Here is a 23,298-nt window from a genome sequence, read left to right as displayed (position 1 = left end):
AGGAACTTAAGGAGTCTCGATGTTTTACGATTTAGCACGTCGTTATATGTTTAATAAAGATGCGGAATGGGCCCACGATTTTGCTTTAGGCAACTTGCGCCGTTTCAAAAATACCCCATTAAGTCTTGCTTGGTCACAGTCTCTACCTAAAAAGCCAGTTAACTTTTTAGGCTTAGAATTTGACAACCCAGTTGGGTTAGCTGCAGGTCTAGACAAGAACGCTGAATGTATTGATGCATTTGGCCAAATGGGTTTTGGGTTTATTGAAGTAGGTACTGTTACACCTAGGCCTCAAGCTGGTAATGATAAGCCACGTATATTTCGTCTGCCAGAAGCACATGCTGTGATTAACAGAATGGGCTTTAACAATAAAGGCGTAGATAATTTAGTTGCTAACGTAAAAGCTTCGAATTATACCGGGATCCTTGGGATCAACATTGGTAAAAACAAAGATACACCAAACGAGCAGGGCAAAGATGATTATATTCACTGTATGAGAAAAGTGTTTGAACACGCTTCTTATATCACGGTAAATATCTCTTCTCCTAATACTCCAGGGCTGCGTGATTTACAGTATGGCGAAGCGCTGGATGACTTGTTACAAAGTTTAAAGAATGAGCAAGTTGATTTAATTGAAAAGCACAAAAAGTCTGTGCCGATGTTAGTTAAGATTGCGCCTGATGTAGATGCAGTACAGCTTACGCAAATTGCTGAATCACTTGTAAATAATAGAATTGATGGCGTTATTGCGACCAATACTACACTGGCGCGAGATGCTGTACAGGGACTTGAGTATGCCAATGAAGCAGGGGGCTTATCTGGTCGTCCTGTCCGTGAAAAATCGACCCATGTAGTGTCTGAATTAAAGCGTTTGACTGAGGGCAAATTACCTATTATTGGTGTGGGCGGTATCGATAGCGCGGACGCGGCACAAGAAAAGCTAAATGCAGGTGCAGATCTGGTTCAAGTTTATACTGGTTTTATATACGAAGGGCCACAATTGATCAAAAGGATCGTAAACTCTTTATAAGGATCAGTCATATAACGAAAAGATCCTAAACAAATTGTTATTATAAATATTTTCACACTTGCAAAAATCGCGATATACTTCGCGTTACTGGATGAATTAATTTAATAGTAATGCGGAGGGCGATTTTGCAAGCATCAAAAGAGTGGCGTTGGCTTCAATGTCGCGTGCAGAACCGTTTGCTTGTTGATTTGGGTGATGAGCTTCAGCTTTGCACTCCTTATCGTCTTCGCCAACTTACGGCTGATTCTGATTCCAGTCCTACCTTTAGCGTTGAAGAAGCGCAGTTCTATCAAAATGTTTTTGACTATTTGTGCAGTTATTCAGTTTGGTCTGAAGCACAATGCTGCCAGATTGCACTAAACGCAACTGCTGCCAAGTTTCACTTGTTGCCTGTGCAAGCCAAAAGTTGGTTTTTTCGGTCATATACAGGGGCTGATGTGCTTTGCAACGCTGTTGTAAGTCTTAAGTCTAAAGTGATGACAGGCGAGTGCCTAATTGTTGATCATGAACGTGAAGCGAGTTTGTGCATCAACTTGACCGCGGACTTTAAACTTGACGAAAATATTAGCTTAGAACAGTTCCAAGCGATAAAAGTTTTGAACGATCGTATCCACCCAGTATTGGTTAGTAATAAAGTAAGCATAAGAGCTTAATCCAATCCCCGTCTGTACATAGCTGTGTTATAATCGCGTCAATTGAAATTACAGGGTTATCACATTGCAGTTTATTGCGCTTACATCGATTGGCATCGAAAATTTACTAGTCGAAGAACTTCAATCTTTCGAAATTAAAGTCACAAAGCAAAGTATTGGTTCGGTTCGCTTTGAAGCAGACAACCTCACTGCCCAAAAGTTTTGTATGATGACGCGATACGCAACGCGCGTCATGTTGTTGATTGACGAGCATGAAGACATTAATAATAAAGATGACCTTTATAAGTTTGCTCGTTTTCAGGGTTGGCAAGAGTGGTTTGGCCCTTCACAAACTTTTGCTGTTGAATTCAACGGTACAAATAAAGAATTAAAAAACACTCAGTTTTCAGGGTTAGTCATCAAAGATGCTGTGGTTGACTATTTTCAAGATCTTTATGAGCAGCGTCCATCAGTAGATAAACAAGATGCCAATGTTCGCATCATTGCTAAGCTCAACAAACAAAAAATTGCCTTATATTTGGATTACTCAGGACCGAGGTTATCGGACCGTGGTTACCGTTTAAAACAAGGCAAGGCGCCAATTCGCGAGCACCTTGCAGCAGCACTTGTGACCCGCAGTGGTTGGTTGAATGATACGTCTAAACCGCTTTTTGATCCTTGCTGCGGCTCGGGTACGTTACTCATCGAAGCTGCGAGTATGGCGCTAAAAATGCCTACTAATTTGAATAAATCTTTTGCATTTAAACGTTTGCCAAGTTTTAGAGAGGCAAAATTTAAAGAGTTACAAAAAGAACTGAAACAACAAAAAGTAGATTCTAAGCTGTGGTTAATTGGTCACGATATTGATTCAAAAGTAATAGAAACCGCAAAATCTAATGCTAATCGCGCTGGTGTTGGCGAGTTTATCCAGTTTAAAGTGGCAGATGCTGGAAAATTGCAGTCTGTCGCGAAACGACCTGGGACAGTGCTAAGTAACTTACCATATGGTGAGCGCTTGGGCTCAATGGCCGAATTAATTAATCTTTATCGTAACATGGGTGTGAGCTTCAAAAAGCATTATCGTGATTGGAATGCTGCGCTGCTCGGTACCGACGATGAGTTATTTAGGTTGCTTAAGCTTGCGTCTAAAAAACGTTATAAGTTTAAGAACGGCCCAATTGATGTCACTTTGTATATGTATGAGCTGAATGAGAAGCAAGTTGCGCAGAATCAACAAACTTCAGAGTTACATTATGAACAGTCTCGCGCATTTGCTAACAGGCTTAAAAAGAATAAGCAGGGCCTAAAAAGTTGGTTGAAAAAAGAGGCTGTTGAAGCATATCGCTTGTATGACGCAGATATCCCTGAATATAACGTAGCCGTTGATGTATATGGCGATAACGCGGTTATCTTTGAATATGCAGCACCAAAAGAAATTAACGCGGAAGTCGCAGATAAGCGGTTACAAGATGTCATCTCTTTGACTGCTGAGACATTAGATATTTCGCCAAGCAACTTAGCGGTTAAGGTACGTAAAAAACAGCGCGGCGATGAGCAGTATACTTCATACGAAAAACAAAATCGTTATCAAGTTATCGAAGAATTTGGTGCAAAATTTAAAGTAAATTTGTATGACTATTTAGACACCGGTCTGTTTTTAGATCACCGTCTTGCGCGTCGATTTATGCAACAAAACGCACAAGATAAACGAGTGTTAAACCTGTTTGCTTATACCGGCTCTGCATCAGTTCATGCTGCTCTTGGCGGGGCTAAGTCGGTGACGACAGTTGATATGTCAAAGACATACCTCAAATGGGCTGAAGAGAACTTTGCGCTTAATAACCTTAAAAATCCGCGTTTTAGGTTCGAGCAGGCGGATTGTCTGAACTGGCTTGAGCATGCGAAAGGTCAATACGATCTGATCTTCTTAGATCCTCCTACGTTCTCAAACTCAAAGCGAATGAAGAATGTTTTTGATGTGCAAAGAGACCATATTCAATTGCTAACTTGGGTAAAGAATATTTTGAGCCCAGATGGCGTTCTGTTGTTCTCTAACAACAAGCGTGGATTTAAAATGGATGAAGTTGCATTAATGGGCTTGGGACTGAAAGCGGAGAATATCTCAAAGGAAACACTATCTCCTGACTTTAAGCGCAACAAGCAAATTCACAATAGCTGGCTTATCACTCATGGCTAAGGTGGTTTTATATCATACTGATGGATGTCATCTCTGTGAGCAAGCATATGCGTTAGCAGTTAATGTGCTTGCTACTAACGACATTCATCATCAAGATATTGTGGAAGACGAGAAATTGATGACACAGTTTCAAACTTCAATCCCAGTAATTAAGAATATAAAAACAGGTAAATTGCTGAACTGGCCATTTACTCAACAACAAATTGAAGAGTTAATAAAAGAAGATGGATTTAATTAGAATTGCTAAAGCACAACTTGCTTTTGGTTCTCATCCTTTATTAGACAACGCAGATGCGCTTATCGAAGCTGGCGAGCGGGTGTGTATTGTTGGTCGAAATGGTGCCGGTAAATCAACTTTATTAAAGGTCCTTGATGGTCAGGTATTGCTTGACGACGGTGAAATAAACCGATTGACTGGATTAAAAGTATCGCGACTTGAACAGGATCCACCAAAAGGCGCCGAAGGGAGTGTATTTGACTACGTGGCGCAAGGCTTACCTGACGTTGCGAGTCTTTTAATCGAATACAACCATGTCAGTGAGGCGCTTCAAACAGATCAGTCAACGAGCTTGCTTAATAAACTTGAACGGTTGTCTGCGGAGATTGAAGCTGCGGATGCATGGCGTTTTGAAAGTCGTATCAACTTAGTATTGAGCCAGTTGCAACTGACCGCGCAAATGCGCTTGGAAAAGCTCTCTGGTGGCTGGTTGAGAAAAGTTGCATTGGCAAAGGCGTTGGTAAGCGATCCTGATTTATTGCTACTAGATGAGCCCACCAACCACTTGGATATGGCAAGTGTGGAATGGCTTGAATCGTTTTTAAAAGATTTTAAAGGTGGCATCGTCTTTATCTCCCACGACCGTGCTTTTATTAGAGCTGTGGCAACTCGGATTCTAGACTTAGACAGAGGTAAGCTGGTTTCTTATCCAGGAAACTACGCAAAGTATCTAGATCAAAAAGCCCATGATTTAAAAGTAGAAGAAACGCAAAATGCGCTGTTTGATAAAAAACTAGCTGAAGAAGAGGCTTGGATCAGGCAGGGGATCAAAGCGAGAAGAACACGTAATGAAGGCCGAGTTCGTGCACTTAAGGCGTTGCGTGTAGAGCGCAAACAACGTGTTGAGCAGGTCGGTAAAGCTGATTTCAATATTGAGTCGGCCGAGCGTTCAGGTAAGTTGGTATTTGAGGCGAGCTTTGTAAATCACGCATTTAAAGATAAGCCAATTGTTAAAGACTTTTCAACGCTGGTTATGCGTGGTGATCGTGTTGGATTAATTGGTCCAAATGGTATAGGTAAAACGACTTTACTCAAGCTGTTATTTGGCAAGTTGTCAGCAGACAGCGGTAAGATCAAGCAAGGCGTGAATCTAGAAGTAGCGTATTTTGATCAATACCGAGAAAAGCTTGATGAAGAAATGACAGTGCAAGACAATGTTGCGGAAGGTAAGCAAGAGGTCTCAATAGGTGGCAGAAGTCGTCATGTTTTAGGCTATTTACAAGACTTTTTATTTCCACCAGCAAGAGCGAGAACACCAGTAAAAGCACTTTCAGGTGGTGAGAAAAACCGATTACTCCTCGCTAAGCTATTCTTAAAACCATCAAATGTATTGGTCTTGGATGAACCGACCAACGATCTGGATATAGAAACACTTGAGCTGTTAGAAGAAATTATCACGCAATATCAAGGTACAATTTTAATTGTCAGCCACGATAGAGAGTTTATCGATAATACGTGTAATAGCGTGTGGGCGTTTGAAGGTGATGGTGTTGTTACTGAGATAGTCGGTGGGTACAGTGATTTCGAGTCTTATCGTGACAATAAACTGGCGCAACAAAAAGAGCTGGAAAAGTTAGATAAAGAAAAGGCTGCTACAAGCCCGGCAAAGCGAGATACAAGTAAAAACAAATCTAGTAAGCTCAGTTACAAATTAAAACTTGAATTAGAAGGCTTGCCGAGTAAAGTAGAGGAGCTTGAGTCCGCGCTTGAAAGTCAGCAAGAATTAGTTAACTCCCCTGAGTTCTTTAAACAAGAGTCTGATGTAACACAACAAGCATTGAACCAACTAGCGGAATTGGAGTCCAAGCTCGAAACCGCGTATGAACGTTGGGAAGAATTAGAAGCTTTACAGAATCAGCAGTAAGGATTGAAATGAGATATTCACTTTTAGCCGCCAGTATTGGTTTGTGCTTTTCAGGGCAGCTATTTGCTGCAACGTACCAATTAACAGAGTTACCATCACATAATGGATCAAAGAATACCTTTGTCTCTGATGCTAATGACTCAGGTGTTGTTGCAGGTCGAGCAACAGAACTCTTTAACTTAAAAATTGATGTTAGCTACATCGACTTTAGCGATGAAACATTAATAAGAGAATATGATCGTTTGAAAGAAGCGCGTGATAGAATCGATGATCCTATCAAATTTACGCTTGATGATATCCAAAATAATAACGCTACAGCAACAGATCCAGATGCACATGCATTTATGCGTGGCTATTTGGGCCAGCGTAATGGTAATGCAGAATTTCAAAAATTAAACGCTAGCACCAGCTTGATATATGCGACCTCAAGCGCCGACGAAAAGGTGATTTTTGATGCGCAAAGAGACTATACAGGAGGAGAATTATCTCGTTCAGTAGTCTCTTTTATCACTGCTGTTTCATCAGATGGCGCCATGGTCGGTTGGGGCACTGCGCCCTACACGAAAAAGAACGAATTTACTAAAAAAGACGAAAATGAAACAACGGTCTTTTTTGAGCGAGAGTTTTCCTCTAAAGGGGTGTTTATAACGCCAGGGGGAGAAGTGATTGAACTACCATCTCCAAGTTTTGACGCGGATTACGGTGGGCAGAGTATCGCTACTGACGTGCAAAAATTAGATGACGGTACCTATCTAGTAATTGGCCAAAGTGCTGTCAGTGTCGCTAAAGATGGTCAAGATCGCTTTGACGATATGTGTAAAAATGAAAGCGAGCCGGTGAATGTTTGTGTGTGGCGGTTACAGAATTTATCTGAGTATTACAACCGCGAAGCATACCAATGGAAGCTTGACGCTAATTTCAATATTATTCCGGGTGAATCTAAAAGCATCGGTGTTGGTCTGGTTCGTGAAGATGATGAAGAGCGTGCTCATATCGGAACTGCGCTAGCAGTTAACAATGCAGGCGTTGCTGTTGGTCATTCACAAACACGTAAAGACGACAACTTCATCATCAGACAAAGAGCTGGCTTTTTCAAAGACGGTACATTTACACAAATAGTTGATCATGTTGAAGGTTATGAGTCAAGCCATGGCGTTGAAATTAACAATCAAGGTGTAGCAATCGGTTACCGTTTTAATGAATTTACACTTGGTAGAAAAGAGCAAGTTAAAGGTTTTTACTTCGATGTAAATGACAAGAAGTATACAGAAATAAAGTCATTCTATGATGGTTCAGCATTATTCCCTGAAGATATCAACGATGCCGGTTATATTGTCGGTCAGGCAGAGGCAGAAAATTTAGGTGACAACCCGAGAAGAGAAGCGTTTCTTTATAATACTTCTAACTCTGAGCTGCAGAACATAAACGATTTGTTGCCGTGTAAGAGTGATGCTTTTCCATATAGTGTTGTAGAAGCTGTCAAGATTACGGAAGATAACCGAATATACGGTGTAGCGACAAAAACGGCAAAGCGCAGAGATAGCCTAGGACAAGTGATGAAAGATAGTTCAGGTGCGGACGAGTATGAGTCGATAGCAGTGCCTGTATTACTAACTCCAGATAGCAGTGGTCAACCTGAGCAATGTGCGCCTGAAGAAGCTGAAACTTACGAGAGAAGCTCAGCATCTTTTGGTGTATTTAGTTTATTGGCTTTGCCGCTGTTAATGTTGCGAAGACGCAGAAAGTAAACAAATAAAAAAAGGGCCTTAGGCCCTTTTTTATGAAATTTACTTTTGAAGGAGGTTGGTCTTAAACTCCAAATAAAAATTTACTGATTCCTTGCTTCCCACGCTTTATTTACTGAGCGTCTCCAAAGATAATCGATACCAAAAAAACCGATAATGGCTGCGATACATGCACAGATCAACGATCCTACGATAAATGCGGGACCAATGGTGGTGATACTTTCTGTTAACCATGCCCAGGTTGGCTCGAAATGGAAAGGCTGCATCTCTTGACCAAGGGCAAAAACCCCGACAAGATAAGAACAGTAAAATATTGGTGGCATTGTCAGCGGGTTTGTAATCCAAACAAGCGCAATTGATAAAGGTAAGTTTACTCGAAATGGAATTGCGAGTGCAGCTGCTAAAACCATTTGAAAAGGGACAGGGATGAACGCAAAAAATAGTCCAACAGAAAATGCACCTCGTGCTGAGCGTCGATTAAGATGCCAGAGGTTTGCATCATGCAATAAACTTCCAAAAATTTTTAACGATTTTTGTTCTTTGATCTTATTGTGATCGGGTAAAAAGCGTTGGATCGTTTTCTTCGCCATATAGAGCAACCATCTACTTCAATATTGATTTGCTGCGGCATAATCTGTGGGTGTCTAATATCCGTATTTTACATGGATAATTGGCAGTTACCCGGCAGTTTAGCCTTGCTCGTTTTAGTTAGTAGCTATTTTAAGCTTTTTTCAAACGTTTTGGCAGGTTTTATTTTAGGTATTTTTGTTACAGTTTTACATTACCAGTTGTTTTATCAGCTTTCTTGGAAAAACCTAGTTGTTGATAAACCAGTAAAGATCACTGCTCGAGTGACCCAAATTATAAAAGCGGGAAAACGTCCCTACATACAGGTAGACATCAAATCTATTGACAAGTTTCAGGTTAAATCCTGGCAAAAAGTGTATGCAAATTTGTCGGCGGATACTGACAGCATTAAATTGCGAGAAGGCGATATGGTCGCCGGCATTGCCAGACTGAAAACTTTTCGCTCCCGGAAAAATTTATATGGCTTCAATACGGAATTATATGCCTTTCGCAATCATGTCCATTTTAAAGGTAGGTTGAAAGTAACGTTTAGGGTCGGGGATACAAATACTCTGCAAGATAAGTATCGACATTTTGTTTTGGGTACATTTGGTGAGTATAAATTTGGTTGGTTGTACTACGTATTAATGACTGGAGACAAATCACTAGTCCCCAAAAAAGAAAAAGAACACTTTCGTATGTTGGGCTTGAGTCATTTATTGGCAATTTCAGGTTTGCATATTGCTATTTTCTTTTCTCTGAGTTTTCTTTTAATAAAAACAGCTGTTTACCCATTTAAAGATGTTATAGCACAAAGTATAAATATACATATTTTTGGGTTAGTTTGTGCTCTGGTATTGGCTGGTGGCTATGTTGTGCTGAGTGGTATGCAGGTGTCAGCGCAGCGTGCGTGGTTTATGACGTTCATAGGCGTTTTATGTTATGTGATGGGGGCGAGAGTAAGCTATACCCGGTCATTGACATATGCATTAACGGTTATATTACTCATCTCACCATTTACACTCCTTAATTTGGGACTTTATTTTTCATTTGCCGCCGTCGCGAGCATTTTGTGGCTGCTCGCAGGCCCTGTTTCTCACAAAAGTTTCGAAGCAAGCTGGACAGCAAAGTGCGCTTGGTTTTTCAAAATTCAGTTACTTCTTTTCCTCACCCTGAGTCCGTTAATGATTTTTGCATTTCAAGGGATCAGTTTATCGGGTGTGGTAGTGAACCTAATAGCGATCCCTTTATTGTCTTGTGTTATTTTTCCTGCCTTGTTGTTCCAAATAATGGTTGCAGCTGGCTACAATATTCAATTGATGAGTCAACTAGACCATCTTATTTACCTTGGTTATCAGTGGTTAACTAATCTTGACTACAACTGGCTTGAAGTAGGCTATATATCCGCCACTCAAACAGCAATGATAATGCTAATTTTGCTTATGCTCAGCCATGTTCTTATTCGTGCTTACGCGGTAATACCAATGATTGTGTTAATAGCGCACAAAGCAGTGGATACTTCGCCACCTTGGCAAATTAATATTTTTGATGTTGGTCATGGTAGTGCCATCTTGGTAGAGCATCAGGGTAAAGGGTTTTTATATGACTTGGGAGCCAATTATTTTGGCACTTACTCCATGTTTGAGAAGGTGATTTTACCTTATCTACGCGCTCGAGACATTCAGCTTGTTCATACAATTGTGAGCCACGATGACGGTGACCATGCAGGTGGGTTACCAGATTTAATAAAGTTTTCATTCGAGAAAACTCTAAACGCTTTTCATGGTATTCCATACAGGCAGCCTTGTGGCTTGAAGGAAATAACTTTTGGTCAGTTAACAATTCGTTCAATTTGGCCTAGTGAGCGTCAGAATGATGATAACAATAGCTCTTGCGTTGTTGTCGTCGATGATGGGAAGTACAAGTTACTTTTACCTGGTGATATTGAGTCAGCGACAGAAAAAAAACTAACGGCTCGATATGGTGAACAATTAGACGCTGATTTTTTATTAGCACCACATCATGGTAGCCGTACTTCTTCAAGCTTACCTTTTGTACGCGCTGTTGGCGCCAAAAAGACTGTGATCTTCTCTCGAAGTCACAACACTGCTTGGCAATTACCCCACCAACAAATACTGAAGCGATATCTCGATGCTGAATACGAAATATACGATACTGCATTAGATGGGCAAATTCAGATCAGAGTGTTTTCTGACCACTTTGAAGTTTACACCGCAAGAAACGCGAAAAATCTATGGTTTTTAAGATAATGCATTCAGTTTTTGTGTATTGGCGGATACAATAAGGGGGTTTTGAAGTTTTAGAGTAATACTATGCAATCGTCTGGAAAGCAAATATATAAAAGGCTTTTGACTTACACCTACGAATTTAAAGCTGCTGCGTTGTTCGCCGTAATTGGTATGCTCGGGTATGCGGCCATGGATGCATTGTTCATCCAGCTTATGAAGCCATTTATGGATGAAGGTTTAACTGAAGGCAACCAAGACGTATTAGCGATGGCTCCCTTTGTTGTAATTTTACTCGTTCTAGGGCGAGGAGTATTTAATTACATGTCGTCTTACTGTTTGAGCTATGTAGGCTCTCAGGTGGTTAGGAAGCTGCGACAACAGTTATATGAACATATGCTATTTATGCCAGTTTCTTTTCACGATAAACACTCAAACGGTGAGCTAGTTTCGAAGATTACATTTGATACAGAGCAGGTCCAGCAAGCTGTGACGCGTGCATTACAGGTTGCAATTAGAGAGGGCGCGTTTGTTGTTTTCTTGCTTTGGGGAATGTTTGCCATTAGCTGGAAGTTGTCATTGCTATTCTTGGTGATCGTGCCATTTGTTGCCATCGTGGTCAGCGTAGTATCTAAACGTTTCAGAAAAATTTCGAAAAAAATACAAGACGCGATGGGGGCAGTCACCCGTAGCTCTGAACAAATGTTATCAGGGCACAAAGAAATTCACGGTTTTGGTGGCCAGGAGAAAGAGATTTCACATTTTGCCACAGTGAACAACCACAATCGTCAACAGCGTGTCAAAATGGATGCAACTAGAGCGTTAAGCGTTTCGGTGATCCAGCTGATTGCAGCCAGCGCCATGGCTGTCGTGCTTGCTATAATTGCCATGCCTGATGTGCATGAGTCACTAACACCAGGCGTCGTAGCGTCGTTGATTACTGCTATGGTGATGATGTTAAGACCTTTAAAGCAATTGGCTAATGTTAATAGTGACTTTCAGCGCGGTATTGCGGCAGCCAATAGCATATTTGAAGTACTGGATCAGGAAAAAGAAAAAGACTTGGGTACGCACAGTGTTGAAGCAGTTGCAGGTGATATCGCGGTTAAAAACGTCTCTTTCACGTATCCAACCAAAGATGAGCCAGTCATAGAAAACTTATCGATTAATATTCCAGCAGGGCAAAGCATAGCATTGGTCGGGCGAAGTGGCTCAGGTAAGTCAACTCTTTCAAGTCTATTACCCAGATTTTACGATTTAGATAGCGGTTCAATTACGCTAGATGGCATTGAATTGAGCGACTATTCTTTGGCGTGCTTAAGGAAGCAATTTGCCTTGGTATCGCAGCACGTTACGCTATTTAACGATACGATAGCCAATAACATAATGTATGGGCTAGATGAAAAAATGTCGGACGAAGAGCTCGTGGAAGTTGCCAAAAAAGCACATGTTTGGGAGTTTGTTAAAGATCTGCCAGATGGGCTGAACACCGAAGTGGGTGAAAATGGGGTGATGCTTTCTGGTGGTCAAAGACAGCGCATCGCTATTGCAAGAGCAATAGTCAAAGATGCGCCAATTCTAATTCTAGACGAAGCAACTTCGGCTTTGGATACTGAGTCAGAGCGTTTGATCCAAGAGGAGCTTGATAAACTTATGGTGAATAAAACTTCGATAGTGATTGCACACCGTTTATCTACCATTGAGAAGGCAGACCAAATCTATGTACTTGAGCAGGGACGTGTGCTTGAACAAGGAAAGCATCAAGAGTTATTAGCAAAGGATGGGGCATATTCAGCACTTTGCAAAATGCAATACGGTGAATAATTGTGAATAAAATAGAGAAGAGCTGGTACAAACCAGTTGGCCTAATTAATATTTTGTTGTTGCCACTGAGTGCGCTATTTTGGTTAATAAGCGGGGGGAGACGTGTTTTGTTCCGCTTGGGTATTAAATCTTCGTACAAAGCCTCTGTACCAGTAATGATTGTTGGAAATATTGGCATTGGTGGCAATGGAAAAACACCATTTGTGCTCTGGTTGGTGCCTTATTTGCAATCACTGGGGTTAAAAGTAGCTGTGATAAGCAGAGGCTATGGCGCGAAGCCACCTCATACACCGTATCAAGTTTCAAATGATAGTACCGCACAGCTAGCGGGCGATGAGCCACTATTGATTTTTAAGCGACTTGGCTGCGATGTGGTCATTGGCGCTGATCGACAAGCGAGTATTGAATACCTCATTGAAAATAATGAACCTGATATAATTGTAAGCGATGACGGTTTGCAACACTACCAATTAGACCGAGATATCGAGGTATGCATTGTCGATAATGAACGCCGTTTTGGAAATGGCTTGTTATTGCCCGCAGGCCCTCTACGAGAGCTACCTAAACGTTTGAAGACCGTGGATTTAACGGTATTCAATGGTTCAATTAAAGAGGATGGCTACTCACTAAATACGACAGGTATTTTTAGTGTAAAAACAGGGCTCCCGGTGAGTGACTTTACACCCAAAGGCATTGCCGTAAGCGCGATAGGCAACCCTGCAAGATTCGAAAAATCGTTAAAAGCCAATGGCGTAAACATTATTCAAAGCCGGCACTTTGCTGATCATCATATGTTTACCGAGCAGGATTTTGACACAGTTAGCAAAAACAACTTATTCATGACAGAAAAAGACGCGGTGAAATGCCAGTCTTTTGCGAAAGACAACTGGTATTTTTTACGTGTAGATGCTGTTCCGTCAGAAGGGCTTATTACTAAGCTCCATAATTTATTAGATAAAAAGGGGATCATCACCCATGGCGTTTGATACAAAATTACTCGAAATTATTGCCTGCCCAGTGTGCAAAGGCAAATTAGCATATGATAAAGAAAACAAAGAACTTATAAGTACAGCCGCAAAGCTTGCTTATCCTGTAAGAGATGATATTCCTGTTTTGTTAGAAAATGAAGCAAGGGAGTTATCCCTTGAAGAGGTAGAAAAGTGGAATTCATAGTTGTCATACCGGCAAGATATGCATCAACCCGATTACCGGGCAAGCCGCTGGTTGATATTTGCGGCAAAACCATGATTCAAAGAGTGTATGAACAGGCGGTCAAGTCGGGTGCAAAAGCTGTTTATGTGGCTACCGATCATCAATTGGTTTATGACGAAGTAAAGCGTTTTACTGACAACGTATTAATGACGCGAGAAGACCATCAGTCCGGTACAGAGCGCCTTGCTGAAGTTGTGGAGTTACTCAATCTTGACGACGACACACTGATGGTAAATGTGCAAGGTGATGAACCACTGCTGGAGCCCGAAAACATCTCTCAAGTTGCTGATTTATTGTTCCAATCGTCTGCACCTATGGCAACTCTGAGTGTGGATATTAACGATGTAGAAGAAGTGCTAAACCCCAATGCAGTCAAAGTAGTCAGTGATATTAATCAAAATGCACTGTATTTTTCACGCTCACCCATTCCATTTCAGCGAGACAGTATGATGGCACTGGATAAAGAGCGCATCCCAGTATCTCATTTTAATCGTCACGTTGGAATTTATGCCTATCGTGCTGGTTTTATTAAAACTTATTTAGCACTAAGTGTTTCACCACTTGAAGTACAAGAGTCACTAGAGCAACTTAGGGTATTGTTTCATGGCTATCCAATCAAGGTTACAAAGGCGATTAAACCAGTTCATGCAGGTGTGGATACCCCAGAGGATCTAGAGAGAGTGGTCGAGTTTTTGAATGACTAACTTCAATGTCATTGCGCAACACGAAGATTACATTGTTGCCTATAAACCCTGTAACTTGAGCTTTCACAGTGAAGAGCAGGCAGGGTTTGTCGCACTGTTGGAGCAACAACTGGGATGCAATTTATTTCCTGTACATAGATTGGATAAGGTGACCTCAGGGTTGATTGTCTTGGCAAAATCAAGTCAAGCGGCTGCGAAGCTCACAGAGCTTTTTACGGCTCGAGAGGTAAACAAATTTTACCTTGCGCTGATTTCTGATAAACCGAAAAAAAAGCAAGGTTGGATAAAAGGTGATATGGCTAAGTCGCGCCGTGGTACTTTTAAGTTGCTAAAAAGCCAAGACAACCCTGCTGTCACACGGTTTTATACTGCGAGTATTAAATCCGGTTTGAGGGCCTGTTTACTTAAGCCATACAGTGGCAAGACGCATCAGCTTCGAGTGGCATTAAAAAGTTTATCAGCACCAATATTGGGTGATGAGAGCTATGGTGGTAAGCAGTCAGATAGGGTATACCTTCACGCTTTTTCCCTTTCATTTTATTGGAACGGAACACTTCAAAGTTTTAGCGCAGTACCAGAAGAAGGTTCGCAATTTATGCAATTAATCGAGCATGACATTTTTTTATCGTGGCGTCAGCCTGAGCAGTTAGAGTGGTAATATGACAGAACAAGATACGTCACTTCGTTTTGGTGGCATCGGTAGATTATACGGTGAACAGCAACTGACATGGCTAAGTGAAGCTCACTTTTGCGTCATCGGGATCGGTGGGGTTGGTAGTTGGGCCGCAGAAGCGTTAGCAAGAACAGGTATCGGACATATTACCTTAATTGACCTAGATGATATTTGTGTAACTAATATCAATCGTCAATTGCACGCTGTTACCGAAACGGTAGGTGATATCAAAGCGGAAGCAATGAAAACACGTTTGCAAAGTATTAATCCACATTGCCAGGTTACCGTTATCGATGATTTTATCACACTTGAAAATATCAAAGAGTATATTCAAGGTTTTGATTACGTTATTGATTGTATTGATGCTGTGAAAGAAAAAGCAGCCCTGATCGCACATTGCAAACGAAATAAAATACCAGTAATGACAACTGGTGGTGCAGGGGGACAAACGGATCCGAGCCAAATTTGCTTTGGTGATGTTGCTAAAACGACCCATGACCCTTTGCTTGCTAAAGTGAGATACCTACTGCGTAAACAATACAACTTTACATCAAATCCAAAACGAAAGTTTGCCGTTGATTGTGTATATTCAACGGAGCAACTTGTTTATCCGACCGGAGACGGGGCTGTTTGTAAAGCAAAGCAGCAAGCTGATGGTAGCAAAAATATGGACTGTGCTACTGGCTTTGGATCTGCAACTATGGTGACTGGCAGCTTTGGTTTTTTTGCAGCTGCACGGTCTATTAGAAAATATTTAGATAAGTGTGCTCGGATCAGCAAATAAGTCTTCAAAGTCAATACAGTGTTCGCATGCAAAATATATTAGGTGGCGGAACGTACCTTATTGAAAAAATAGCGAACACTTTACTCCATCGGTAGTTGGTGAGTGAACCTTTAGGTGCTGTATGTCTGAGTACATGTGCTGCGTGTGGAACTGCTAATCTAATTACGTATCAGCGATAAAGACTATTGACCATAGATTGGTTAAAAATAACAAGCCTTAATGTATCAGCTACTCTAAACAGCTCGGTACAACAATTAAACCAATGAGCCATTTAATTAGCATATTCGCATCACCTAGAGGATACATACTGCAAAGCGCTTCGAGAATGACAAATCATTTCAGTTAGCTAAGATAAGTCTTAAAGCCCACTTAAAAGATGAGTGAGTCACGATTAAGTGGGCTGCTAAACACCATGTTCATGCCTATGGATGTCTTGGGCTTAGGTAAAGGGTGATTTCTGTTTGAGCTTGTTGAAGGGCTGTCTATTGCAGTACTTCAACTTGGCGTTTTATTTGCTCAACAATGGCTTTAACACCATTGCCCCTTGATGGGCTTAAGTGTTTAATTAGGCCCATTTCTTCGAACAGCTGATAAGCATCAATGGATTGAGCATCCTGTGGGAGAGCGTTGTTGTAACACGCTAGGATGATAGCTAGCAGCCCCTTCACAATTCGAGTGTCTGAGTCAGCAATGATGACTAGTCTTTGTTGTGATTCATCTAGATCCAAATGAAGCCACACGTTACTTTCACAACCCTTAACTTGCGCATCAGGGGTTTTTAGTGGTTCTGGTAATGCAGGTAGCTGCTTGCCTAATAACATGATCTCTCGATACTTAGCTTGCCAGCCTTTTAAACTGTTTAATTTGCTTTGGATTTGATTGATATCCATTTTTATTCTTCCAACATCTCAATGGTTTCCATAAGCGCAGCGATAAAGGAATCTATGTCTTGCTGATTGTTATAAAAAGCAAGGCTCACGCGAACAGTTCCAGTAATATTTAAATGTGCCATAAGTGGCTGGGTGCAATGGTGCCCACTCCTGACGGCAATGCCATAAGAGTTGAGAAGCGTGGCAATGTCGAAGTGGTGCTCATTTTTATACGTAAAGCTTACCACGCCGATATTGTTTTTATTGTCACCCCATATTTTAATGCCGTCGATTTGGCGTAGTCGAGTCAACAGGTATTGATGTAGTGATTGCTCGTAGGCAAGTAGCTCGTTTTTATTAAGCGAAGTCAAATAGTCAAGCGCCGCACCAAAACCAATTACGCCACAGATATTTGGCGTACCTGGCTCAAACTTCTCGGGGGCATTTCTAAATGTTGTGCCTGTAAAGCTCACGGTATCAATCATTTCCCCGCCAGTTTGATAAACGGGTAAATTGTTGAGCAAGTCATAACGGCCATATAATCCACCAACACCTGTTGGCCCAAGTGCTTTGTGAGCTGAGAATACAAAAAAATCGCAATCTAGCGCTTTAAGATCAGGCCTCAAATGCATAAAAGATTGTGCGCCATCAACGACTGTGATGGTTCCGTAGGGTTTAGACGCTTCAATTAGTTGTTTTACGTCATGAATATTACCAAGAGCGTTTGACGCATGGCACAGGCTTATTATCTTAGGTTTTGTATCGCGAATAAGCTCAATCGCGGCAGATTGATCTAAAACCCCTTCTTTTGAAACAGGTAAAAGCGCAATTTTTGCCCCGGTTTTTTCAGCAGCTTGTTGCCAAGGTACAATATTCGCGTGATGTTCAAGCGGTGAAAGCACAATAACATCGTCTTGACCAAGTATATTAGTAAGGCCATAGGCCAAAAGGTTGAGTGAGTCTGTCGCCCCTTTGGTCCAAACAACCTCGTTGCGTTGGACATTTAAATATTGAGCAAGCTTATCACGCACCGCTTCATATTTTGTTGTTGCTTGTGCACTTAGTGTATGCGCACCTCGATGCACATTGGCATTTTCTTGATGATAGAATTGATTAACAGCGTCAATAACAACTTGCGGCTTTTGCGTGGTAGCGGCTGAATCAAAGTAACAAAGCGGCTGCTCATCAACCAAGTTTTGTAATAAAGGGAAGTCTTTCCGAAGTTGCTCAATCAAGGTATTTGCTCATTAAGAACCATAAACCGCCGAATTTTACCTAATTGAATTAACCTTGCAAGTCTGAACAATTTATTTCTGTTTAATACAATCAAAAAAGGCAGCATGTTGCTGCCTTTACTGGTTTAGTGTTCCACTTTTGGAGGGAAGTTGGACAAAATATCCCTTACGGTATTGTTGACCGTTTCTGTGCGCTTTTCAGGTGACTCTTTCTTGCGAAGGCGTCCTTCTTTTGCGCCGCGCCATACAAGCTGATTGGAAGCTCTGTCGATGACATCAATAACCAAAGTTCCTACTTCATATTCACGTGCTTGTGTTTGCGTATTCCAGCCAACACCCCAATAATTCCAACGGGCAGAGTAGCTGGTATTGAATGTATCTACGTCAAGTTTTGTATCAACCGCTGCATGAAAGTTTACCATGACATCTGCCTGAGCATTTTCTACCAAGGAGAGTCCATGTTGCGCCATTTCAGTAATAATTGCATTGCGAACGCGCTTTTCCATCAGTTCACTGATCTGATAGTTTTGGGCACCTTTGTCAAAGTTTGCAGTGTCTGGAGACCATGAAAAAGTTTTGTAGTTGGCAAATTCAACTGATTTATCATAGTCCCAATCAGGGGTGTTAGAACAAGCACTTAATACAATCAAACTTAGCGCTACAAGCAGGTTACGAGTCATTTTTTACTCCTTAATTAAGGCTTTTGGCCTTGTAATACTAACTGGACCAAAATTGATAAGCAAAAAGCAAATAAACTTTAAGATCCAGTAAGTAAGACCAGTTAAAACTATGAATGTTCCACTTCAATCCAGTCTTTTTCATCAACCCAGTTCTGACTTCCCTGATTAACACTGCGGATAGGAACCAAGTAATCACAGCTGATCTGTGGCTTAACTGAAGCAAATATTGGCACAAACCCGAAACTCAGTGCAGTTTCGATAATTGCTTTTTGGTTCTGCGGGTCGATATCCGCAGCCTCATCAATGTATATCGGTATGCGATATAAAGCCTGCTCTTGATCAGACAATAGGTAGCGAATGAACAGCATGCCACATAACAGTTTAATGGTAATGCGGGTACCATTTGAGCCCGCAGAGTCAATTTTATCAAAGTGTTCGGTTTCACCGGCTCTATTGACGACTTCAAAACGAATATCGAATAAATCGGTAAGCGTTAAGCCTGCTTTTTCACTGGCTAGTTTAATGATATGGTCTTTTGCTTCATTAACTGCATTCTCATCTGCTTTTGCTTCACTAAGCAAGTCGAAGCTGTCACCTTGCTCATAGACTTCAGAAGTGCTGATAATAGTATCAATGCTGTCGACCAGCATTTTGCGAGGGATAACATTGATCTTAAATGCTTTTAAGTTCGATATACGGTGCTGGCTGATACCGCGGTTAAAGCTATTCATTTCACGGCGTAATCGATCTAAATCCTCTCTTAAGCCTTTTATTGTCGCAGCGACTTCGGTCAGGGCAACACGCGCTTGACGCTCAACAGCATCGCGTTCGTTATCAATATTGTGGTATGCGCTGATCAATTTAGCGTACTTGGTTGACTCGTCGGTTTCGTTGTCAAACTTGGTGATGCCTGCATTGTAGATATGTAGATATGTATTGCGCACATTAACATCTAAGTTTCTCAGCTCTTGGCAATCTTTGTTGAACTGATGGACTATTTCCGACAAGTTATCAAAGTCGATCTTCACGTCAATAGGATAGGGTGTCTGTTTTCCTTCATAAATTGCTAACGTGTGGTCGATACGCTCGGACTTAACTTGCTTAAGACGATCGCTTTGTCTCAAAATAAGATCTTGTTTACTTTTTATGATCGAGCGGCGATCTGAAATTGATCCTGCGTTGCGTTGTACATCTTGTAAATAGTCATCTACTTGCTCGCGTTCGGCACCTAATTGGTCTTTGAGAGCCATTTGTGCCTCTGCCGACTGTTGCATGGTTTGGAATTGCTCGAAGCGTTTAAGGGCATCTTCCGTAGCCATGAGTTCTTGATACAAGGCATCGCGCTCTTGCTGCTTGTCAGCAACATTCGCTGCAACTTCTCTTTGCTGCTTTAGCTCTGTCAATGAACGTTGCAGTGCTTCGAGCTGGGCTTGCAATTGTGCTTTGTTCTCTCCACTTTGCATTTGCACTGGCGCTAGCTTTTTGAGTTTAACGCTCACACCAGGTAATTTCAGCTCACCACCTTTTACTGCGTTTGAAAGTAAGGATAAGAAATCAGCAAACGCATCTTCATCGTGAATGGTTACCTCACCTTGAGAGGTGGTTGCAAACGAAAGCAGATCAGGGTTCAGTATACGAGAGATTTCTTCCACTTCTTTGAGTGATAGATCTTCTCTCATACGAGTAAATAAATTGAACTCTAGGTTTTTAAGTTGCAGCTTTAAGCTCTTTATCTGTTTCTGAGTTTCACCAATACGGTAATCTAAAGTGTGTAAACTCTGACCTTGTGCGCTGTTGATTGAGAATGACAACTGCTCATACTCTTTCTTTAAAAGAGTGAGGTTTGTTTTTAGTGTCGCATGGTTGGTTAATTCAAACTCAGATTTGAGTGCCTGATAGTCAGTAAACCATTGCTCAATTTGTGTTTGTTTACGTTCAATATCACGAGATTGCTGAACATAAAGCTGCTGTTTTTGTTCAAAATCGCGTTTTTCTTGCTCGATATTTTCGAGTTGCTCGTTCAGTTCGTCGATTTGTGACGTTTGATATTCATCGAATGCGATAATAGCTTGATCAATTTTTGGCGCATAAGCTGCCAACTTACCCTTGATGGTCGCTTCGCTTTCAATCATTTGCTCCAGTGCAGCAATCGGCTCTTGCATTGATTCTAAGGCGGTAAGTTCACGTTTAGAGCGATTGACTTTATCGAATGCACGTCGCCAGACTTCGTAAAAGTCGACTTTTGAGTTTGACATATGGCGTTCAAAAACACGTAACATAAAACGTTTAACATCATGAGCGCCTAACTTATGTAAGTTCAAAATGCGTCTAAAGATCTCTTTGTAGATCGCGGCGTCTTGAACATTGTTAAGTGGGATCATTTTAAGATTGATGTCACCATCATATGGGGTTGCGCCCCCGGTCAAGAGTGCGTTTAGCTCAGCGGCTTTTAGCTCTATGGCTTTGTAACCTTTTGAATCTAAATGATTGAATAGTTTAGTGTATTTAATGATGCTTTTACCTTCGGTAAAATCATCTAGGTTAAGTTTACCGTTGTAGCAAAAAAACTGGTGCGCGTAACCTGCGATTTTACCAAGCCCTGCCACGCCAATGACTACGTCACCATGGGGTAGGTTTGCTTCTAGTAAAATGTATGACTGATCGCTTGAGAAATAGAATTTTCGGGTTTCTTCTAAATCGTGACCGTCCCATTCAGTCAAGCGTAAATCGTTAACCAAAGGAAATTGAAGTGCATTGATAACTGAGCTTTTACCTGTGTTGTTAGGGGCGCAAATAGATGCACTTTTGTCCAGTGGGATAACACACTTTGCATAACCTGCGGTATTTAAAAGCGCTAGCTTACTTAATCCATATAATTCGCTCATACTTCTTCCTCTAGCGCTTCAAAATTGTCTTCGTTAACTTCCATTAGGGCATCGATATATCTATAAACTGGCGCTAATAGTACAAAACCGCGTTCAGTTTCTTTACACAATCCAAGTCTCAACATTCGTAAAAAAACGTCTTTTCTCAAGTCTGATCCTGAGAAGATCTCTAACTGATCAGATAAATGTTTGTTGAGCTGGATAAGCGTTTGCATCAGTTCCAAATCAATTTGTTCATCAAACAATGCACGTAATGGATCTTTACCCTGATTTGCGTAATATTCTATGAGAATAAAAACCGTTAAAGCGATAGCGCGACTTATCTTGCCCATATTTGGGGTACTTTCGTCACTGGCAAGGTAGTAAAACCCTCTCGCATCATGTTGTAAATCATGACCAAGCGCTGCAAAAAGCGCTTGGTATGACTCTATATGCTGGTCCAGCTCTTGCCAGAGTGTCGTATCTTGTTCACTGATGTGATATCCACCAGCAAGCTTTTTGTTGATGGCTTGCAGTTGTGATAAATCGTTTAGATTAATTTGTGTCATGGTGTCGTACTTATTGTTTTGCTTTTTCAGCGTCAGAAGTATTATTCTCTGTAGCGCTAAATGGATACAATTTGATTTTGGTATTAGCGAGTTGCATCGATTCTTTTGAATCGGACTGACTGACTATCAATTCAGGGTCGCTAATAAGTTTTTGATACAAAAACAGCATTTCGTCAGCTTCTAGGCTAGGATAGCTATCACTTAAAAAGCCAAGCAGGGCAGTGCGCTTTTGCCCACTGGTTGAAAAAGACTTTTTGATGTCTTGATAATCAGGAATGTTGGGGCTTTGATATGCTGGTACATCTTGATGATCTGGCAATTGGTATTCTTCATGTTCAAATTCGGCAAGGCTTGCCATATAAGCGACCATGTGACGCTTTTGGCCGAGGTTAAAGCGCTGAATATCGGATACAAAGTCTGGCTGAACCGGGCTAAGCATACGATCCACACCATTTTTCCGGATAAGTCCCAGTACTTTGGCTGCTTGGCGAGTAATTAGCGTATTGCGTCTTAATTCTTCACGCAACGGCATAAGCATATCGGCACTCTTACCCAAACTTTCTCTGCCAATTAAATGCATGTCTAAAATACGTGTTCTCAGTTGCTCAAGCATACGTTTGTCTTGAGCCCCTCGTCCAAGCTGTTCGATTTGGTTTATTTGCTCACTAATTTGCGTTTCTATGTCGCTAAAACAAGCTTGGAATGGACCGTGTATGTCAACCATTTCAAGCATTGGTTCAATGTATTCGTCAAACGCTTCGATGACTGCTTGGTAACGTCGCTTCAATGATAAGTTGCTGTGATCAGATTTGGCTTGCTCTACAAGATTGAGAATTGCACTCTCATTGTGTTGATAAAGCTTTACAATTTTTCTGACTCGCTCATCCATTATGCGGCTAAAGCGTCGAAGCTCACTATGGTCGCCTTCATTACCCGCCTGAGCTAAGCGTGCTCCAAGCCGTTGCAAATCTTTAACTAATACGGTGATTTCTTCAGCAAGACCTAAGTGCTCCTCTTGGAGCAAAAAACTTGCAAAATCAGCGACTGCACGGTTGATTTCGAGTTGCGAAGACTTAGCTAGAGGAATAATAATTTCTTGATTAAGCAGTCTATTTGTTTCTTTGTAAACCCGTTCACTTGACCAGTTTGGGTTCTTCAATTTTATTAAGTTTTGTACATCTTTTATACTGAAATCAGACATTTTAAATCGCTTAAATAGCAACTCTAAAACGTTCCAGTGTTCATTTAATGTATTAAGAACTTTTTTCGCTGGGATCATAACTTTCCAGTTTGTATCATTTTTGTGACATCACTTGTTCACGAATT

At 41.2% G+C, this 23,298-nt stretch carries 20 protein-coding genes; 13 read left to right on the top strand and 7 right to left on the bottom strand.

The features are described from left to right. The first annotated feature begins 19 nt into the window (after positions 1-19). The 6 genes from pyrD (at position 20) to QNM18_RS01400 (ending at position 7,748) form a co-directional block, all read left to right on the top strand. Positions 20-1,030 (top strand): quinone-dependent dihydroorotate dehydrogenase, encoded by a 1,011-nt coding sequence (gene pyrD, locus QNM18_RS01425; protein WP_211012298.1) that lies wholly within the window; start codon positions 20-22, stop codon positions 1,028-1,030. Positions 1,031-1,152: 122 nt separating this feature from the next. Further along, positions 1,153-1,683 carry a cell division protein ZapC domain-containing protein gene (locus QNM18_RS01420; RefSeq protein ID WP_211012314.1) on the top strand — a complete coding sequence of 177 codons (531 nt, stop codon included), beginning with the start codon at positions 1,153-1,155 and terminating at the stop codon, positions 1,681-1,683. 64 nt (positions 1,684-1,747) lie between these two features. Continuing rightward, a complete protein-coding gene (rlmKL, locus tag QNM18_RS01415) occupies positions 1,748-3,859 on the top strand; it encodes a bifunctional 23S rRNA (guanine(2069)-N(7))-methyltransferase RlmK/23S rRNA (guanine(2445)-N(2))-methyltransferase RlmL (RefSeq protein ID WP_284136099.1) in 2,112 nt (703 codons plus the stop codon). Continuing rightward, positions 3,852-4,097, top strand: coding sequence for a glutaredoxin family protein (locus tag QNM18_RS01410; RefSeq protein WP_284136098.1), 246 nt, complete (start codon positions 3,852-3,854; stop codon positions 4,095-4,097). Before rlmKL ends, QNM18_RS01410 begins: the two co-directional genes overlap by 8 nt. Beyond that, complete coding sequence (uup, locus tag QNM18_RS01405) at positions 4,084-6,000, top strand: ATP-binding cassette ATPase Uup (RefSeq protein WP_211012295.1); 1,917 nt, start codon at positions 4,084-4,086, stop codon at positions 5,998-6,000. Before QNM18_RS01410 ends, uup begins: the two co-directional genes overlap by 14 nt. Before the next feature lie 8 nt (positions 6,001-6,008). Further along, complete coding sequence (locus QNM18_RS01400) at positions 6,009-7,748, top strand: DUF3466 family protein (RefSeq protein WP_284136097.1); 1,740 nt, start codon at positions 6,009-6,011, stop codon at positions 7,746-7,748. Between the two features lie 80 nt (positions 7,749-7,828). Here the strand turns inward: QNM18_RS01400 and QNM18_RS01395 are convergent, their stop codons facing one another. After that, positions 7,829-8,335, bottom strand: coding sequence for a DUF2062 domain-containing protein (locus QNM18_RS01395; RefSeq protein ID WP_284136096.1), 507 nt, complete (start codon positions 8,333-8,335; stop codon positions 7,829-7,831). Positions 8,336-8,407: 72 nt separating this feature from the next. Between QNM18_RS01395 and QNM18_RS01390 the strand changes: the two genes are divergently transcribed. The 7 genes from QNM18_RS01390 to tcdA all read left to right on the top strand — a co-directional run bounded on the left by QNM18_RS01390 (position 8,408) and on the right by tcdA (position 15,755). Continuing rightward, entirely contained in the window at positions 8,408-10,582 is a 2,175-nt protein-coding gene (locus QNM18_RS01390; protein WP_284136095.1) for a DNA internalization-related competence protein ComEC/Rec2, read from the top strand. A 63-nt stretch (positions 10,583-10,645) separates the two neighbouring features. Further along, positions 10,646-12,382, top strand: coding sequence for a lipid A export permease/ATP-binding protein MsbA (msbA, locus tag QNM18_RS01385; protein ID WP_211012292.1), 1,737 nt, complete (start codon positions 10,646-10,648; stop codon positions 12,380-12,382). A gap of 2 nt (positions 12,383-12,384) precedes the next feature. Next, complete coding sequence (gene lpxK, locus QNM18_RS01380) at positions 12,385-13,368, top strand: tetraacyldisaccharide 4'-kinase (protein WP_211012291.1); 984 nt, start codon at positions 12,385-12,387, stop codon at positions 13,366-13,368. Then, complete coding sequence (locus QNM18_RS01375; protein WP_023399430.1) at positions 13,358-13,555, top strand: Trm112 family protein; 198 nt, start codon at positions 13,358-13,360, stop codon at positions 13,553-13,555. The genes lpxK and QNM18_RS01375 overlap by 11 nt, the downstream gene beginning before the upstream one ends. Beyond that, positions 13,543-14,298, top strand: coding sequence for a 3-deoxy-manno-octulosonate cytidylyltransferase (kdsB, locus tag QNM18_RS01370; protein WP_211012290.1), 756 nt, complete (start codon positions 13,543-13,545; stop codon positions 14,296-14,298). Before QNM18_RS01375 ends, kdsB begins: the two co-directional genes overlap by 13 nt. Continuing rightward, positions 14,291-14,956 (top strand): TIGR01621 family pseudouridine synthase, encoded by a 666-nt coding sequence (locus QNM18_RS01365; protein ID WP_284136094.1) that lies wholly within the window; start codon positions 14,291-14,293, stop codon positions 14,954-14,956. Before kdsB ends, QNM18_RS01365 begins: the two co-directional genes overlap by 8 nt. A 1-nt stretch (position 14,957) precedes the next feature. Then, positions 14,958-15,755 (top strand): tRNA cyclic N6-threonylcarbamoyladenosine(37) synthase TcdA, encoded by a 798-nt coding sequence (tcdA, locus tag QNM18_RS01360; protein WP_284136093.1) that lies wholly within the window; start codon positions 14,958-14,960, stop codon positions 15,753-15,755. A 482-nt stretch (positions 15,756-16,237) separates the two neighbouring features. Here tcdA and QNM18_RS01355 read toward each other — a convergent pair whose 3' ends face one another. The 6 genes from QNM18_RS01355 to QNM18_RS01330 all read right to left on the bottom strand — a co-directional run bounded on the left by QNM18_RS01355 (position 16,238) and on the right by QNM18_RS01330 (position 23,251). Beyond that, on the bottom strand, positions 16,238-16,645 hold the full coding sequence (locus tag QNM18_RS01355) for a SufE family protein (RefSeq protein ID WP_211012287.1): 408 nt from the start codon (positions 16,643-16,645) through the stop codon (positions 16,238-16,240). Between the two features lie 2 nt (positions 16,646-16,647). Next, positions 16,648-17,859, bottom strand: coding sequence for an aminotransferase class V-fold PLP-dependent enzyme (locus QNM18_RS01350; protein WP_284136092.1), 1,212 nt, complete (start codon positions 17,857-17,859; stop codon positions 16,648-16,650). A 125-nt stretch (positions 17,860-17,984) separates the two neighbouring features. After that, on the bottom strand, positions 17,985-18,539 hold the full coding sequence (locus QNM18_RS01345) for a DUF4136 domain-containing protein (protein WP_284136091.1): 555 nt from the start codon (positions 18,537-18,539) through the stop codon (positions 17,985-17,987). Between the two features lie 107 nt (positions 18,540-18,646). Continuing rightward, positions 18,647-21,424, bottom strand: a complete 2,778-nt coding sequence (locus QNM18_RS01340) for an ATPase (RefSeq protein ID WP_284136090.1) — start codon at positions 21,422-21,424, stop codon at positions 18,647-18,649. Then, positions 21,421-21,972, bottom strand: a complete 552-nt coding sequence (locus QNM18_RS01335; RefSeq protein ID WP_284136089.1) for a condensin complex protein MksE — start codon at positions 21,970-21,972, stop codon at positions 21,421-21,423. Before QNM18_RS01335 ends, QNM18_RS01340 begins: the two co-directional genes overlap by 4 nt. Positions 21,973-21,982: 10 nt before the next feature. Next, complete coding sequence (locus QNM18_RS01330; protein ID WP_284136088.1) at positions 21,983-23,251, bottom strand: hypothetical protein; 1,269 nt, start codon at positions 23,249-23,251, stop codon at positions 21,983-21,985. Positions 23,252-23,298 lie beyond the last annotated feature (47 nt).

The sequence above is a fragment of the Pseudoalteromonas obscura genome, assembly GCF_030135505.1.
GTDB classification, from domain to species: Bacteria; Pseudomonadota; Gammaproteobacteria; order Enterobacterales; family Alteromonadaceae; genus Pseudoalteromonas; species Pseudoalteromonas obscura.
The sequence above is the reverse complement of the archived record's forward strand: the minus strand, read 5'-3'. Positions and strand labels throughout refer to the sequence as shown.